Below are 14,769 nucleotides of genomic sequence, written 5' to 3'. Positions count from 1 at the left end.
GCTGGGTGCTGGGTGCTGGGTGCTGGGTGCTGGGTGCTGGGTGCTGGGTGCTGGGTGCTGGGTGCTGGGTGCTGGGTGCTGGGTGCTGGGTGCTGAAAGCGTGAGGGAGAGTCGTTAAGGAAGGAAGAGAGAAAACTCCCCGACGGAAGGCAGAATGAATTCCAGTATCCGTCAGGGAGTGTGCTATCGCTTACTTAGCCGGGCGTGCTTCGCGCCAGTAGCCAATCAGCGTCAGGTAATTGCTTTTAACTTTGGCAATCAGCGAGGCATCATCCAGCTCGCCCTGCAGCCACTGGCGTGACGGCTGGCCGAAGATGGTGCGGCCTACCGCAAAGCCTTTCACCCATGGGCTCTTCGCCGCAGCGGCAAAGCCCGCTTTCAGTTCGGCTTCCGGCGCGTCCAGGCCCAGCAGCAGGATACCGCGGCAGTGCGGATCGTTTTTCTCGATCAGCGCGCTGATTGCTTCCCAGGATGCGTGTGACAGCGGCGGCAGTTTCCACCAGTCAGGCTGAATGCCCATGCTGTAGAAGTGGGTCAGAATTTCCAGATAGTACTTCTCATCTTTATCCGGGTTGCTTTCCGGCAGGATCACTTCCAGCAGCAGCTCATGGCCAGATTTGTTACAGCCTTTCCATACATCCAGGATCAGGTCGTCCTGCTCTTTACGCATTTCCGCGCTGTCGTGCGGATGGTAGAAGGTCAGACACTTGACCACGTGTTCCTGCGGCCAGTCCACCAGCTGGGAGCCGATGTTGCCGTGCTCAAGGCGCAGCGGACGAGAGCTTGGCTGCTCGATCGGGCGACCAATCCACCAGCCTTTACCGGTGATAGCGTTCAGCGCGGGCTGACCGTAGGTGGTGTCTGCCAGAATACCGCAGCGGCCATCGTCCAGACCGGCTTCGCGAGCCGCTTCCTGTGCACCCTGCAGCAGCAGCGTTTTCAGTTCTGGAATACGTGAATCGTCGAAGCCCGCTTCGGCAGCCATGTCGGCCAGCTGCTTGCGGTGGTCGAAGGCGAAGATGTTCAGTTCGGTCCACTCCTGCTTGCGCGTGGTGACGCGGTGCAGGTGGTTCAGACGTGCGTCCAGATCCGGGCGCTTAACGTCTTTATCGCGGCTGAGGAAGTCATCCAGCTCTTCTTTCGTTGGCATGGCTGGCGCACAGCCGTGGCGAGAAACCACCAGCGCACCGCAGGCATTCGCGTAACGGCATGCCTGTTCCCAGCTTTCGTCGTTCAGCCAGCCGCGCAGCAGGCCGGACATAAAGGCATCGCCCGCGCCGAGTACGTTCAGCACTTCCACACGCACGCCGCTTTGCAGCTGTGTTTCTTCCCAGCTGTCCGGGATATCGCCTTCGAAGACGACGCAGCCCAGCGGGCCACGTTTGCAGACCAGCGTCGCTTTGGTCGCTTTACGCACGTTTTTCAGCGCGGTCAGGCTGTCGGTGCTGCCACCGGCAATGTGGAACTCTTCTTCCGTTCCCACTACCAGGTCGAAATAGTGCAGAACTTCCTGCAGCTGCTGGGTAACGCGCTCGGACTCAACGAAACGCGTTTCACCGTCGCCCAGTGAGGTCAGACCCCACAGCACCGGACGGTAGTCGATATCCAGCGCGGTGCGCAGGCCGTGACGGCGAGCGATTTCCAGCGCTTTCAGCACGGCGGCACGGGTATCCGGGTGAGACAGGTGTGTGCCGGTCACGGCAACGGCGCGGGAAGACGCGATGTAGTCTTCCTGAATATCGTCCGGCACCAGGCCCATATCGGCACAGTTGTCACGGTAGAACACCAGCGGGAAGGTTTCCTGATCTTTAATCCCCAGGATGACCAGACCGGTCAGACGCTTTTTATCGGTGATCAGGCTCTGAGTGTCGCAACCTACGCGCTGAAGCTCTTCCCGAAGGAAGCGGCCCATATGCTCATCACCAACGCGCGCCAGCATGCCTGATTTCAGGCCCTGGATTGCAGTACCGTAAGCCACGTTACCGGATGAGCCACCCAGATATTTGGCAAAGGTGGTTTCATCTTCAAGGCGCGCACCGATTTGCTGGCCATAAAGGTCGACGGCGATGCGCCCGATACAAATCACATCAAGCCGCTTCTGTTGTGTACTCATACCTGTTTTTTCCTTCTGTGATGTACCCTGGTCATCGGCGTTTTTTCGCGGTTGATTAGCCGCCGGTGGTTTCGGGTAAAGCCGACTCTGTTTGAGCTTCTCCAGCGGATCGGTGGCACGCCAGCCCGATCGAATCCGGATCTAACATGCCAACGAGTATGAGGAATAAAAATTCCAATTTCAATATGAAATGAAATTATTGCCCCAAAAGTGTGAGGTGGTTAAAACTCTTGCACAGCGGAATATCCGTACGGCAGATGTCATGCCGTTTCAGGCCGCTCAGGAGTTGTGAGCGACATCTCAACTTTCTTAGATAACCAGAGTAAACGTATTGAAGTGAAAGGATTTTTATCATTTTATGTCTGGATGAGGGTAAGCGTTTCATTTCCCCCCCTCCGATCCCCCCATTCATCCCCGTTTCACCGCAGAATTTGATCTCACTCGCAAAATGAAATGTTTCTTCTGTAATTCTGTTTAGTGAAAAAAATATTTGTTTATAATCGGCTCACGTTTCACTTATAGCTGTCGCCGATTTCTCACCAGGGCGACCAAAAATGCGAATACCGGTGGACCTGAGTTGCGTCCCCGACAAATAAAGGAAGAGCAAATGGGCAAGATCAGATTAACTACAGCACAGGCTCTGGTCAGATTCCTGGACAACCAGTATCTGTCGGTAGACGGCGTTGAGACCAAATTCGTTAAGGGCATTTTTGCCATCTTTGGCCACGGCAACGTGCTGGGTCTGGGCCAGGCTCTGGAACACAACAACGGCGATCTGGTGGTGTATCAGGGCCGTAACGAGCAGGGTATGGCGCATGCGGCAATGGGCTATGCCAAGCAGAAGCTGCGTCGCGAGATTATCGCCTGTACTTCTTCCGTTGGACCGGGCGCGGCCAACATGATTACCGCTGCGGCGACCGCCACCGCTAACCGCATTCCTTTATTACTGCTGCCGGGCGATGTGTTTGCCACCCGCCAGCCGGACCCGGTTCTGCAGCAGATTGAACAGAGCCACGATCTGAGCATCAGCACCAACGACGCCTTCCGTGCCGTCAGCAAATACTGGGACCGCGTTAACCGTCCTGAGCAGCTGATGACCGCCTGTATCAACGCCTTCCGCGTGCTGACCGACCCGGCTGAAACCGGCGCGGTGACCATTTCTCTGCCGCAGGATGTGCAGGGTGAAGCCTACGACTTCCCGGAATATTTCTTCCAGAAGCGCGTGCACCGCATTGAGCGCCGTCTGCCAACCGAAGGCCAGCTGGCCGACGCGCTGAAGCTGATTGCTGAAAAACACAAGCCGATGATCATCTGCGGCGGCGGGGTGAAGTACTCCGGCGCGGGCGCAGCGCTGCTGGCCTTCGCTGAACGTCACGGTATCCCGTTTGCTGAAACTCAGGCCGGTAAAGGCACTATCGTTTCCGACCATCCGCTGAACGTGGGCGGTGTGGGTGAAACCGGCTGCCTGGCCGCTAACCTGCTGGCGAAAGAGGCCGACCTGGTGATTGGTATCGGTACGCGCTACACCGACTTTACCACCGCGTCAAAATGGATCTTCCAGAATCCGGACGTGAACTACATCAACATCAACGTCAGCAACTTTGATGCCTACAAGCTGGATGCGGTGCAGGTTGTGGCCGATGCCCAGGAAGCGCTGAACGCGCTGAACAGCCGCGTGGAAACGATCCGCAACGGCTGGGGTGAGCAGGTAAGCCAGGCACAGAGCAAGCTGCTGAAAGAAACTCAGCGCGTTTACTCGGCGGTGTACAGCGAAGAGAACTTCGTGCCGGAAATCGCTGACCACATTGACCGCGAAGCGCTGTTTGCCGAGTTCAACCGTCTGACCGGTTCCTTCCTGACGCAGAGCAGCGTGCTGGGGACGCTCAATGAGCACCTCCCAAAGGATTCGGTGATTGTCGCCGCCGCGGGCAGCCTGCCGGGCGATCTGCAGCGCATGTGGCGCACCAAAGATTACAACAGCTATCACGTCGAGTATGGCTACTCCTGCATGGGCTACGAGGTCAACGCTTCTCTCGGCGTTAAGCTGGCCGAGCCGCACCGTGAGGTTTACACCATGGTAGGCGACGGTTCATTCCAGATGCTGCACTCCGAGCTGGTGACCTCGATTCAGGAAGGCGCCAAGATCAACGTCGTGCTGCTGGATAACATGACCAACGGCTGTATTAACAACCTGCAGATGGAACACGGTATGGACAGCTTCACCACCGAGTTCCGCTTCCGTAACGCGGAAACCGGCAAGCTGAACGGTGGCTTTGTACCGATTGATTTCGCCGCGATTGCCGCAGGTTACGGCTGCAAAACTTACCGTATTACCACGCTGGAAGAGCTGAAGGCCGCGCTGATTGATGCGCAGAAGCAGACTGTTTCCACCCTGTTCGATATTAAAGTTCTGCCGAAAACCATGATCCACAAGTATTTCAGCTGGTGGCGCGTGGGCGGAGCACAGGTTTCCGACTCTGAGCGAGTGGATGCCGTTGCCCGTAAGCTGAACGAGCATATCGACCAGGCTCGCGAATATTAATAACGCATTTTTTATTGTTCCTTTTGCTGTTCTTTTTTGCCTTTAAAGCGCGGGCTGCCTGGCCCGCTTTTACCCCCTACTCAAGTAAGGATCGATCATGACGTTAAAGTTAGGTGTTATTGGTGCTGGTGCCATTGGTCAGGAACATATCCGTCGCTGCAGCAAAGTGCTGCAGGGTGCAGAGGTTGTGGCCGTCTCTGATATCAACGTGGAAGGCGCGAAAGCAGCCGTTGCACGTCTGGGTCTGAATGCTGAAGTTTACGCAGACGGCCACGACGTCGTTAACTCTTCCAACGTGGATGCCGTACTGGTGACCTCATGGGACCCAACGCACGAAGAGTACACGCTGGCTGCAATCGCTGCCGGTAAGCCTGTGTTCTGTGAAAAACCGCTGGCGATGACCGCTGAAGGCTGCCGCCGCGTGGTGGATGCAGAGATTAAATTCGGCAAGCGTCTGGTGCAGGTTGGCTTTATGCGCCCGTACGACGCCGGCTACCGCGCGCTGAAAAAAGTGATTACCGATGGTGAAATCGGCGAGCCGCTGATGCTGCACTGCGCGCACCGTAACCCGACCGTACCGGAGAACTACACTACCGATATGGCGATTACTAACACGCTGATCCACGAGCTGGATGTACTGCGCTGGCTGACCGAAGACGACTACAAATCTGTACAGGTTGTCTTCCCGCGCGTAACCTCCAAAACCCATGCCAAACTGAAAGATCCTCAGATCGTGCTGTTTGAAACCCGTAAAGGTATCCGCATTGACGTTGAAATCTTCGTTAACTGCGCATACGGCTACGACATCCAGTGCGAAGTAGTTGGTGAAGAAGGGATTGCTAAGCTGCCAGAGCCGTCTGCCGTGCAGATGCGTAAGAACGCGCAGCTTTCTACCGCCATTCTGACCGACTGGAAAGACCGCTTTATCGATGCCTATGACGTTGAGTTGCAGGCGTTTATTAATGATGCCACCGCTGGCAAGCTGACCGGGCCATCCGCCTGGGACGGCTATGCCGCTTCCGTCGCCGCTGATGCCTGCCATAAGGCACAAAACAGTGGTGCGATTGAGCCGGTGGAACTGCCAGAGCGCCCGGCGTTCTACAACTAATCGCCGCGCTGCTACCGCACATTCCCCTGCCACTGTGCAGGGGAAACCGTAAAACAGCGTACTGATTTAATCACGGAGAGTCTGATGAAAATTGCCTTTGATGTGGATGTCATTCGAGATTTGGGCATCACAAAAATGGTTCACCAGGTGGCTGACTGGGGCTACAAATATATTGAGCAGTCCCCGCATCCGCAGATCAACCCGTTCTACAAGCATCCTAAAGCCAGCCGCGAAATTATCACCGAGTACAAAAACGCGCTGCGTGCTACCGGGTTAGAGATCTCCTCATACATCGTGGTTTATCGCTGGTCCGGTCCCGATGAGGCACGCCGTCAGGCTGCCGTTCGCAACTGGAAACGTATGATTGAGATCGCGGTAGAAACCGGTGTGCAGGTTATTAATACCGAACTTTCCGGTAACCCGAACGAACCAGAAATCTGTGAAGAGATGTTCTATCGCTCCATGGAAGAGCTGCTGCCTATCGTTGAACGCGAAGGCATTCGCATCGAAATCCAGTCACATCCGTGGGATTTCTGCGAAAACAGCAATGAAACGGCCGATATTGTGAAATCGTTCCGCAGTGAGAACGTGAAGTATCTGTACAGCGCACCGCACACTTTCTTCTACGACAAAGGCAAGGGCGATGTGAAGCCAATGCTGGAGTACGCCGGTGCCGATCTGTCCCACGTGCTGATTGCCGACACCATGAACCATACCAAGCACTGCCGCTATATCGTGAACCCACCGGGTGTGGACGCCACGATTCACCAGCACGTTGCCGTGGGTAAAGGTGAGGTTGATTTCCCGACGCTGTTCCAGACTCTGCGCGATATGAAGTTTGCTGAGCAAACCTTCAAAGTGGGTGGCGATCCGATTATCGCCGCAGCGCTGTTCGGTTATCCGGAAGAAATGAACGTTGAAGCGGTTGCTACGCGCGAACTGATCGAGCGTGAACTGCTGCGGAAATAACAGCGTGCGGCCATGGCCGCACGGTGAACACCAGAGGTAGGATCATGAACAAAGATAACGTCAAACTGGCTATTGCCCCGATCGGCTGGACTAACGATGACATGCCGGAGCTGGGTAAAGAGAACACCTTCCAGCAGATCGTCAGCGAAATGGCGCTGGCCGGTTTTGTTGGCAGCGAAGTGGGCAGCAAATACCCGCGCGACCCGGCAGTATTGAAGCCGATGCTGGATATTCGTGGCATTCAGATCGTTAACGCCTGGTTCAGCACTTTCTTCGCCAACGGCGACAAAGCGAAGACCATCGACGAGTTCATCAACCATCGCGACTTCCTGCATGCGATGGGGGCGAAAGTGATTGGCTGCTCCGAGCAGAGCCTGAGCATCCAGGGCACCACCAAAGCGGTGCTGGAAGAGAAGCCGATTTACACCGATGAGCAGTGGCGTCTGACCACCGAAGGCTACAACGAGCTGGCAAAACTGGCCGCTGAGAAGGGCATGACGGTGGGTCTGCATCACCATATGGGTACCGGCATTCAGACCACTGAAGAAGTGGATCGCTTTATGGCGGAAACCAATGACGACGTTTATCTGCTGTTCGATACCGGCCATGCTTACTACTCAGAAGGTAGCCAGGAGAAGATGCTGGCGATTCTGACTAAATACCTGCCGCGTATTAACCACGTGCACCTGAAAGACGTGCGTGATGAAATCGTCGATCAGGTCAGAAGCCAGAAGCTGTCGTTCCTGGACGGCGTGAAGAAAGGCACCTTTACCGTTCCGGGCGACGGCGTGATTGATTTCAAACCGGTGTTCAAAATCCTCGACGATTTCGGCTACAAAGGCTGGATGGTAGTGGAAGCCGAGCAGGACCCTGCGCTGGCGAACCCGTTTGAATACGCGGTAAAAGCACGTAAATACATTCGCGAAACGGCCGGTCTGTAAGCGCCTGACGTAAAAAAACCTCCCACTTCTGAAACGGGCTTCTGTTGAAGCCCGATGACGAAGATGGGAGGTTTTTTTGTGAGCGCAGTATTACTTCAGCTGAAGCGTTTTCAGGATATTTCCCGCTTCGGTCTGCGCGGCCTGCTGATCGTCTCCCGGCAGGGAAATTTGCAGCGTCAGCAGTTTGCCATCCACTTTGCCCATCACCAGCGAAGACCAGACGGTCTGATTGTTAGCGGAGATCACCGTATCCAGCTGCTGTAGCTGCTGGTCGTTAACGGTAATTTCTTTATTGGTCACCACCTGCAGCTGAGGCGCGCGGCTACGCTGCTGCTCGATCATGCGTTTTGACAGGTCTTCCAGCGTATCGTTGCTGCTGTCGCCTTCGATGACAATGATCGCTTTCTGGCCTGATTCATCGGCGTAAACGTGCATATTATTGGCCTGAGTACCCAGCTTGCCGCTTTTGTCGCTCATGCCGGCAGGCAGGGCGAAGCTCAGTTTGCCGTCCATCAGTGAAACGGTCTGGCTGCTCTGACTTGCCTGGCTGCTGGCATTTTTGTCCGCAGCGGCGGTGTCACTCTTGCCATCGCAGGCGGCCAGGCCAACTACCAGTAAACTTACTCCGGCATATTTCAGTAGGTTACGCATCAGGGTCCCTTTGTTAGTCATCACTTAAGATATCAGGCACTTATACAATAGCATTCAGCGTGTAAAAGCAACTTATCTTGCGTGACATTGTGTGTAACCAGCTTACCCAAAATTAACCTGTGGACCATTGGATTTTTCTGCTAATCGCTTCAGCGTGGCGTTGAGCAGCAGGCCGTAGGCGGGCAGGAAGAAAATCATGCAGATCATGACTTTAAAGCAGTAATCCACCATGGCGATCTCTACCCAGTGGGCTGCCATAAACGGATCGGTGCTCTGGTAGAAAGCAATGAAGAAGAAGGCTGCCGTATCGCTGATATTGCCAAGGAACATCGCCGCCGCCGGTGCCATCCACCAGGCGGCTTTCTGCCGCAGGCGGTTAAAGACGTAAATATCGAGGATCTGACCCAGCGCGTAGGCCATAAAGCTGGCACAGGCGATGCGGGCTACAAAGATATTCATCTCTTTCAGTGAGGCCACTCCCTGCCATTCCCCCTGAAAATAGAGCGCGGAAATCAGGTAGGAGATAAACAGGGCCGGGATCATCACCGCCAGAATAATGCGACGCGCCAGCGGGGCACCGAAAATCCGTACCGTCAGATCGGTGGCAAGGAAGATAAACGGGAAGCTGAACGCGCCCCAGGTGGTGTGCAGACCAAAAATGGAAACCGGCAGCTGGACCAGATAGTTGCTGGAGGTGATCACCAGCAGATGAAACAGACTGAGCCAGATCAGCGCGTGGGTACGCTGACGCGAAGTAAATGCGATCATATTGAGCCTTTTTAAGATCAATGGGGTGAGGGAACCCAGTTTAAATTTAAGACGCACCGGCCGTATTGACGGCAGTACATCGGTCGCTTGCGCGATTTTGCGGCATATTACCCGGTTGTGCTGCTATTGCAATGGTTAATTTTAGCGCAAACGTTATCGTCCGATAGCGCTGTTGCACCCCGGCCGTCCGGCGGTAGAATAGCGGCTGTTTGTTATCATTACTGTTGAGAATCCCATGAGCGACCTTTTCGCTAACCCCGATAAGACCCTTGATGCGCTGGGCCTGCGCTGCCCGGAACCGGTCATGATGGTGCGCAAAACCGTGCGTCATATGCAGGAGGGCGAAACGCTGCTGATTATTGCTGACGACCCGGCGACTACGCGCGATATCCCCGGTTTCTGCCGATTTATGGAGCATACGCTGCTGGCGCAGAATACCGACGCGCTGCCTTATCGCTATCTGCTGAAGAAGGGCGTTTAAGGGAGCCTTTGCGGCTCCCCTGATTTAACTGCTCGGGGCGAATAGCTATCGCCCTGGCTGCAGCTACGATCTGCGGCGCAGCAGCCGCAGGGCGTTAGCGGTCACTAATGCTGTCGCCCCTGAATCCGCCAGCACCGCCAGCCACAGCCCGGTGATCCCCAGCAGGGTGGTCAGCAGGAATACCGCCTTCAGCCCCAGCGCGATGGTAATGTTCTGGCGAATATTGGCGTGAGTGGCACGCGACAGGCCTATCATCGCCGCCAGCCCGGTGAGCCGGTTATGGGTCAGCGCCGCGTCAGCCGTTTCCAGCGCCACATCGCTGCCGCTGCCCATTGCAATACCAATCGTTGCCGCCTTCATGGCTGGCGCATCATTGATGCCGTCGCCAACCATCGCCACCGGCTGCTGCTGGTTAAGCGCGCTGACCGCCGCCACCTTATCTTCCGGCAGCAGGCTGGCGCGGTAGTCAATGCCCAGTTCACCGGCAATAGCCGCCGCGGCCCGCGGATTGTCGCCGGTCAGCATCACGCCCTGAATACCCATTGCTTTTAGTTCTGCCAGCGCGTTTCTGGCATCTTCACGCAGGGTATCGCGCAGAGCGATCAGGCCATAAAGCTGCTCTGCATCGTGCAGGATCACCACCGTATTGCCCGCGTTTTCCAGCGCTTCAACGGCGGATCGATGTTGAGCCAGCCGTTCTGCATCGACTTTTGACGGCGCGCTGATTGAAAGTAAGCGATTGCTCACTATTGCTTCCACTCCGCTACCGGCAAGCGCCCGCTGTTCCGTGGCGGCAGGTAAAGTTAACTTGCGCTCTGCGGCGGCAGCGACAATGGCCTGCGCCAGCGGATGCGAGGAACCCTGCTCAATCGCCGCTGCCGTTGACAGCAGCCACGCTTCATCCTGCTGTGCAAACGGCTGAATGGCGGTAACCCGGGGTTTACCCTCGGTGAGCGTACCGGTTTTATCAAAGGCGATAGTGCGAACGCTACCCAGGCTTTCCAGCGCCGCGCCGCCCTTAATTAACGCACCACGGCGGGTTGCCGCCGCCAGTCCGGACGTAATCGCGGCAGGGGTGGAGATCACCAGCGCACACGGGCAGCCGATCAGCAGCAGCGTTAACCCTTTATAGATCCACGGCTGCCATTCCGTGCCCATCAGCAGCGGCGGGATAACGGCAACGGCCAGCGCCAGCGCCATAATCACCGGGGTATAGACACGGCTGAAGCGATCGAGGAAGCGTTCAATCGGTGCACGTCGCTCCTCCGCTTCTTCAATCAGATGCAGAATGCGGTCGATGGCGCTTTCGCCCGGTTTCGAAACCACTTCCAGCTGCACCAGACGATCCACGCTCAGACTACCGGCGGCAATGGATTCTCCCTGCTGGCGTTCAACAGGGATTGATTCACCGGTAAGCGCGCTTTCATCAAAGCTGGCAAACGGGCTAAGCAGCCGGGCATCCGCAGGCAGACGCGCCCCGGCGGCAACTTCAATGCAATCGCCCGGGCGCAGGGCGCTGACCTGTACGTTCTCGCGGTGGGAGCCAGTAATCCGCACCGCCTGGTCTGGCTTGAGCGCTATCAGTGCCGTTACGCCTTTACGCGCCCGGCTGGCGGCAAAGGATTCCAGTCGTTCACCCAGCATAAACAGCAGCAGCACCATCGCCGCTTCGGCCGTTGCGCCAATAAACAGTGCGCCAATCGCCGCCACGCTCATTAAGGTTTCGATACTGAAGGGGGAACCGCTGCGCATCAGGCGCAGTGCGCTGAGTGCAATCGGCCAGACGCCGACAAGCGTTGTCGCAATAAAGGCAAGCTGGCCTGCTGCGGGGTTGACGCTGTCCAGCAGCCAGCTGGCGGCCATCAGAACGGCCAGCAGGATCAGGCTGCGGTTCTCCTGCCAAAATCCGGGGACGGGCTGGGCGGTTTTAGCGGCGTCTGGCGCATCGCTGCGCTGAAGCTGGAAACCGGCGCGAGCCACGGCTTTCTCAACGTCATTACGCACATCGCTGTTGGCATCAACCACCAGCTTTTCGCTGGAAAAGACCACGCGAGCCCGATCCACGCTGCTTAGCTGCCGTACGGCGGTTTCGACTTTGCGCGCGCAGCTTGGGCAGTCCATACCCTGAACCTGCCAGCTGTAGCGGGAGAGTCCCGCTCGCCTGTCGCCCTCGTCGTCGGCGGTGTCTCCCGAACTGCAGGAGGCATCGCCGCAGCAGGGCGTTTCTACGCTGGCTGCGCTAATCGCGGTGATTTTGCGGATAACGGGACGTTTGGCCGAACTGCTGCAACCGTGCTGATGGGGGGCGTGGTCGTGACCACAGCTGCAAGTAGAATGCGAGTGCATAGCGCCTCCTGAAAGATAGCGGCGGGCGTGAGTGCCCGCCATAAAGCTATCTTACACTTTGGAGTCCACTCCAGAGTCAAGCCCTACAGCCACAGCGAACGCACAATCATAAAGTGACCGGCAAAATAGCAGGCGGCAATAATCGCCCGATCGGCGTTAAAGCGGCAGCGATAGTGGCTGACCAGCCAGACGATATTGGCCAGCAGCAGCAGGGAAGCACCCACCATCAGCGTGAAGCTGTAGTCGGTTGGGCGGAAGACATACAGCTCGGCGCTCAGCCAGACCATCAGCAGGGTGATGCCGATAAAGGTGCACACCGGCCAGCGCAGCTCCTCCAGTCTGCTCCAGACCGTGGCAATCAGCAGCCCGCCAATAATCAGCAGTGCCAGCGGCAGCGGCCAGAAAAAGCTCAGCGTCATCTGGCTGGCGAAGAACAGGGTGTACAGTAGATGAGAAAGGAAAAACGCGCCGATGGCATACAGCATGCGGCGTTCAGGCAGCAGGGTCAGGGCATCGCCCAGCAGCGTTGCCAGCAGGCCAAGCAGGATCAGATAGTCGGTGGTTTTCAGTACGGGTGCCTGCCAGGCCCAGGCCAGCAGTAACAGTAGCGTGACGGGTTTAAACACCCAGCGCTGCCACTGCGGGCCGCGGTAAGAGGCATCGACGTATAACCAGCCGGAAAAAAGTACTGCGAGAAAAGACCAGATCATAATTTTTCCCTGTATTGACGAAAAACTCCACAACTTCGCCCAGTTTAGGCCACCCGACAGCGGTGTGACAATCATCCTGGTCCGGTTGTATCCTTATCGCGTGCTGTTCCCCGTATCCCTGGAGAAAACCGTTCTATGAAGCCACCGATAATTTTTCTGGTTGTGGTTGCGCTGATCGCCGTGCTGGCAACACGGCAGTTTATCAAGCAGCGGCGGGAAAATGCCGCCAATGATGCTTCCCCCGTGCGCAGCCTGATGGTGGAAGTGAAAACGAAACGGGAATATCTGGCACCGGATCGGCGCTCGCGCCAGCGCGACCAGATCCCGGTGGAAGACATGCGTTATGAGGCGTGGTTTCATCCGCTGAATGGCGCAGAGGACATCAAGCTGGCGCTGGACGCCAGTGATTATCATCAGATCGATAAAGGCAGCCGTGGTGAGCTACAGGTACAGGGGACGCGTTTTATCCGTTTTACTCCCTGTACGGCTTCCGACTGTTAACAGAAGGCAAACGCCGCCTGAAACCTGCGGCTGATTTTCCGAGCGGGAGGCTACTGTTTGGGGAAGTTTTTCTTCTGCCAGGCCAGCAGCTCAAACACGCCGAAGAAGAAGATTTTCGCCTGAGTAAAACCGCTCAGCTTCGGGGACTCTTTCGGCTGCGTTGAGCGCATCAGCACCAGCTGTAAGCCGTGCATAATGACCATAAAGAACAGCGCGACGTTAACGAAGTGGGTCAGCGGTTTAGGGAACGGGTGAACAACGTTCAGCAGCAAAAATCCCCAGACAAAGACCATCAGCAGACGGCCTGCGTTAATTAACATGTTAATTCTCCGAGCCTGTGTTGCAGGCAATAGTATTGATTACGCCTCTGAGGGCGAAAGTTCTGCAACGGCATGCCGGATATAGAGACGGTACGCCACCTGGCCGGCAACTTTTTCCCGATGCAGCTGCCAGTTTACCGGCACCGGCGGCAGGCCATGTTCAACTTCACTTTCAACGTAGATCAGTGCTTCATCACTCAGCCAGCCGTTGTTTTCCAGCAGAGTGACGGTTTCTTCCAATAGTCCCTTGCGGAAAGGCGGATCGATAAACACCAGATGATGCGCATCGCCTTTCTGAGCAAGAAACTGCAGCGTGTTGGTGTTGATGACCCTGCCGTTCTTAGCCCCCAGCGTGGCGAGGTTTTTTTCCAGCTGCTGGGCTACCGGGCGCTCCAGTTCCAGCAGGGTGGCGCTGGCCGCATGGCGAGATAGCGCTTCCAGCCCCAGTGCGCCGCTTCCGGCGTAGCAGTCAAGGCATCGGGCTTCCTGAATATCGGAGGCCAGCCAGTTAAATAGCGTTTCGCGAACGCGATCCGTGGTGGGGCGCAGGCCAGTGCTGTCCGGAACCGGCAGCTTACGGCCTCGCCAAAGGCCCCCAATAATGCGTATTTGCCCGGCTGCGCCGCTGTGGGTTTTCTTGATCATCGTACTGAACTCTTAATAATTTGTTGCACAGTTTAACGGGCTAACCGGGCTGAGGAAACGTAAAAAGGGAACTGTAATGCACTCAGCAGAAAGTGTTAGACTAAGGGATTGATTAGGCTGTCTCCCGCAACCGCACTGTGACGCCCGCGTGCGGTTGCGAGAGACAGTTTTCGCTTATTTTCGGACCGGTACGGTTTTTCCCGCGAGGAGTGTGGTTGCACCATGGCAAAGAATAAAAAACGTGGCTTTTTTTCCTGGCTTGGTCTGGGGCGTGAAGACAAGGCACAGCAGGAAGACGTAAAAGAAACGTTAGACCCGCAACCTGCTGCTGATTCTGCGGCGGAAGCCGAAGCCGCCGCCCGTGCTGATGCGGAAGCTGCTGCCCGCGCCGAAGCGGAAGCCGCTGCCCGCGCTGAAGCGGAAGCCGTTGCCCGTGCAGAGTCTGAAGCTGCCGCTCGCGCAGAAGCGGAAGCCGCCGCCCGTGCCGAAGCCGCCGCCCGTGCCGAAGCCGAAGCCGCCGCCCGTGCTGATGCGGAAGCTGCTGCCCGTGCCGAAGCCGAAGCTGCCGCTCGTGCTGATGCGGAAGCCGCTGCCCGCGCTGAAGCGGAAGCCGTTGCCCGTGCAGAGTCTGAAGCTGCCGCTCGCGCAGAAGCGGAAGCCGCCGCCCGTGCCGA

Annotated in this window: 13 protein-coding genes and 1 pseudogene; 7 read left to right on the top strand and 7 right to left on the bottom strand. The window is 56.7% G+C overall.

The features are described 5' to 3' along the window. Positions 1-190: 190 nt before the first annotated feature. Positions 191-2,113, bottom strand: a complete 1,923-nt coding sequence (locus tag JOE09_RS25825; protein ID WP_105594099.1) for a bifunctional 5-dehydro-2-deoxygluconokinase/5-dehydro-2-deoxyphosphogluconate aldolase — start codon at positions 2,111-2,113, stop codon at positions 191-193. A gap of 607 nt (positions 2,114-2,720) precedes the next feature. On the opposite strand from JOE09_RS25825, the gene iolD reads away from it, so the two are divergent. The 4 genes from iolD (at position 2,721) to iolE (ending at position 7,673) form a co-directional block, all read left to right on the top strand. Next, complete coding sequence (gene iolD, locus JOE09_RS25820) at positions 2,721-4,655, top strand: 3D-(3,5/4)-trihydroxycyclohexane-1,2-dione acylhydrolase (decyclizing) (RefSeq protein ID WP_200546772.1); 1,935 nt, start codon at positions 2,721-2,723, stop codon at positions 4,653-4,655. Positions 4,656-4,752: 97 nt separating this feature from the next. Further along, on the top strand, positions 4,753-5,763 hold the full coding sequence (gene iolG / locus JOE09_RS25815) for a bifunctional inositol 2-dehydrogenase/D-chiro-inositol 1-dehydrogenase (protein WP_105594097.1): 1,011 nt from the start codon (positions 4,753-4,755) through the stop codon (positions 5,761-5,763). Positions 5,764-5,847: 84 nt separating this feature from the next. Then, complete coding sequence (locus tag JOE09_RS25810) at positions 5,848-6,732, top strand: sugar phosphate isomerase/epimerase family protein (RefSeq protein ID WP_105594096.1); 885 nt, start codon at positions 5,848-5,850, stop codon at positions 6,730-6,732. 44 nt (positions 6,733-6,776) lie between these two features. After that, complete coding sequence (iolE, locus tag JOE09_RS25805; RefSeq protein ID WP_205067826.1) at positions 6,777-7,673, top strand: myo-inosose-2 dehydratase; 897 nt, start codon at positions 6,777-6,779, stop codon at positions 7,671-7,673. Positions 7,674-7,763: 90 nt separating this feature from the next. On the opposite strand, the gene JOE09_RS25800 is transcribed toward iolE, so the two are convergent. Both JOE09_RS25800 and JOE09_RS25795 read right to left on the bottom strand, forming a co-directional pair. Then, on the bottom strand, positions 7,764-8,324 hold the full coding sequence (locus JOE09_RS25800) for a DcrB family lipoprotein (RefSeq protein WP_105594094.1): 561 nt from the start codon (positions 8,322-8,324) through the stop codon (positions 7,764-7,766). 102 nt (positions 8,325-8,426) lie between these two features. Next, positions 8,427-9,092: a 7-cyano-7-deazaguanine/7-aminomethyl-7-deazaguanine transporter gene (locus JOE09_RS25795; protein ID WP_205067825.1), complete on the bottom strand. Its 666-nt coding sequence runs from the start codon at positions 9,090-9,092 to the stop codon at positions 8,427-8,429. Positions 9,093-9,327: 235 nt separating this feature from the next. On the opposite strand from JOE09_RS25795, the gene tusA reads away from it, so the two are divergent. Beyond that, positions 9,328-9,573 (top strand): sulfurtransferase TusA, encoded by a 246-nt coding sequence (gene tusA, locus JOE09_RS25790; RefSeq protein ID WP_105594092.1) that lies wholly within the window; start codon positions 9,328-9,330, stop codon positions 9,571-9,573. 63 nt (positions 9,574-9,636) lie between these two features. Here tusA and JOE09_RS25785 read toward each other — a convergent pair whose 3' ends face one another. Both JOE09_RS25785 and JOE09_RS25780 read right to left on the bottom strand, forming a co-directional pair. After that, on the bottom strand, positions 9,637-11,919 hold the full coding sequence (locus JOE09_RS25785) for a zinc/cadmium/mercury/lead-transporting ATPase (RefSeq protein ID WP_205067824.1): 2,283 nt from the start codon (positions 11,917-11,919) through the stop codon (positions 9,637-9,639). 83 nt (positions 11,920-12,002) lie between these two features. After that, the gene (locus JOE09_RS25780; RefSeq protein ID WP_105594090.1) at positions 12,003-12,629 is read right to left on the bottom strand and encodes a lysoplasmalogenase; all 627 of its coding nucleotides are present in this window, start codon (positions 12,627-12,629) and stop codon (positions 12,003-12,005) included. 135 nt (positions 12,630-12,764) lie between these two features. Between JOE09_RS25780 and JOE09_RS25775 the strand changes: the two genes are divergently transcribed. Then, on the top strand, positions 12,765-13,130 hold the full coding sequence (locus JOE09_RS25775) for a DUF2500 domain-containing protein (RefSeq protein ID WP_205067823.1): 366 nt from the start codon (positions 12,765-12,767) through the stop codon (positions 13,128-13,130). A 50-nt stretch (positions 13,131-13,180) separates the two neighbouring features. On the opposite strand, the gene JOE09_RS25770 is transcribed toward JOE09_RS25775, so the two are convergent. Next, positions 13,181-13,450, bottom strand: a complete 270-nt coding sequence (locus JOE09_RS25770) for a DUF1145 family protein (RefSeq protein WP_200546767.1) — start codon at positions 13,448-13,450, stop codon at positions 13,181-13,183. A 39-nt stretch (positions 13,451-13,489) separates the two neighbouring features. Beyond that, the gene (gene rsmD / locus JOE09_RS25765) at positions 13,490-14,095 is read right to left on the bottom strand and encodes a 16S rRNA (guanine(966)-N(2))-methyltransferase (RefSeq protein WP_205067822.1); all 606 of its coding nucleotides are present in this window, start codon (positions 14,093-14,095) and stop codon (positions 13,490-13,492) included. Between the two features lie 222 nt (positions 14,096-14,317). Here rsmD and JOE09_RS25760 point away from each other — a divergent pair. Then, a pseudogene (locus JOE09_RS25760) lies at positions 14,318-14,769 on the top strand (signal recognition particle-docking protein FtsY); the annotation flags it as partial.

It is taken from the genome of Pantoea coffeiphila (assembly GCF_016909495.1).
Lineage (GTDB): Bacteria > Pseudomonadota > Gammaproteobacteria > Enterobacterales > Enterobacteriaceae > Erwinia > Erwinia coffeiphila.
This window is presented reverse-complemented; position numbering and strand designations above follow the sequence as displayed.

Bases quoted from the DNA above. Each gene is read 5' to 3' on its own strand.
- iolG (WP_105594097.1), top strand. From the start codon at position 4,753: ATGACGTTAAAGTTAGGTGTTATTGGTGCTGGTGCCATTGGTCAGGAA.
- JOE09_RS25795 (WP_205067825.1), bottom strand. From the start codon at position 9,092: ATGATCGCATTTACTTCGCGTCAGCGTACCCACGCGCTGATCTGGCTC.
- rsmD (WP_205067822.1), bottom strand. From the start codon at position 14,095: ATGATCAAGAAAACCCACAGCGGCGCAGCCGGGCAAATACGCATTATT.
- iolE (WP_205067826.1), top strand. From the start codon at position 6,777: ATGAACAAAGATAACGTCAAACTGGCTATTGCCCCGATCGGCTGGACT.
- JOE09_RS25780 (WP_105594090.1), bottom strand. From the start codon at position 12,629: ATGATCTGGTCTTTTCTCGCAGTACTTTTTTCCGGCTGGTTATACGTC.
- JOE09_RS25785 (WP_205067824.1), bottom strand. From the start codon at position 11,919: ATGCACTCGCATTCTACTTGCAGCTGTGGTCACGACCACGCCCCCCAT.
- tusA (WP_105594092.1), top strand. From the start codon at position 9,328: ATGAGCGACCTTTTCGCTAACCCCGATAAGACCCTTGATGCGCTGGGC.
- JOE09_RS25775 (WP_205067823.1), top strand. From the start codon at position 12,765: ATGAAGCCACCGATAATTTTTCTGGTTGTGGTTGCGCTGATCGCCGTG.
- JOE09_RS25810 (WP_105594096.1), top strand. From the start codon at position 5,848: ATGAAAATTGCCTTTGATGTGGATGTCATTCGAGATTTGGGCATCACA.
- JOE09_RS25800 (WP_105594094.1), bottom strand. From the start codon at position 8,324: ATGCGTAACCTACTGAAATATGCCGGAGTAAGTTTACTGGTAGTTGGC.
- JOE09_RS25825 (WP_105594099.1), bottom strand. From the start codon at position 2,113: ATGAGTACACAACAGAAGCGGCTTGATGTGATTTGTATCGGGCGCATC.
- JOE09_RS25770 (WP_200546767.1), bottom strand. From the start codon at position 13,450: ATGTTAATTAACGCAGGCCGTCTGCTGATGGTCTTTGTCTGGGGATTT.
- iolD (WP_200546772.1), top strand. From the start codon at position 2,721: ATGGGCAAGATCAGATTAACTACAGCACAGGCTCTGGTCAGATTCCTG.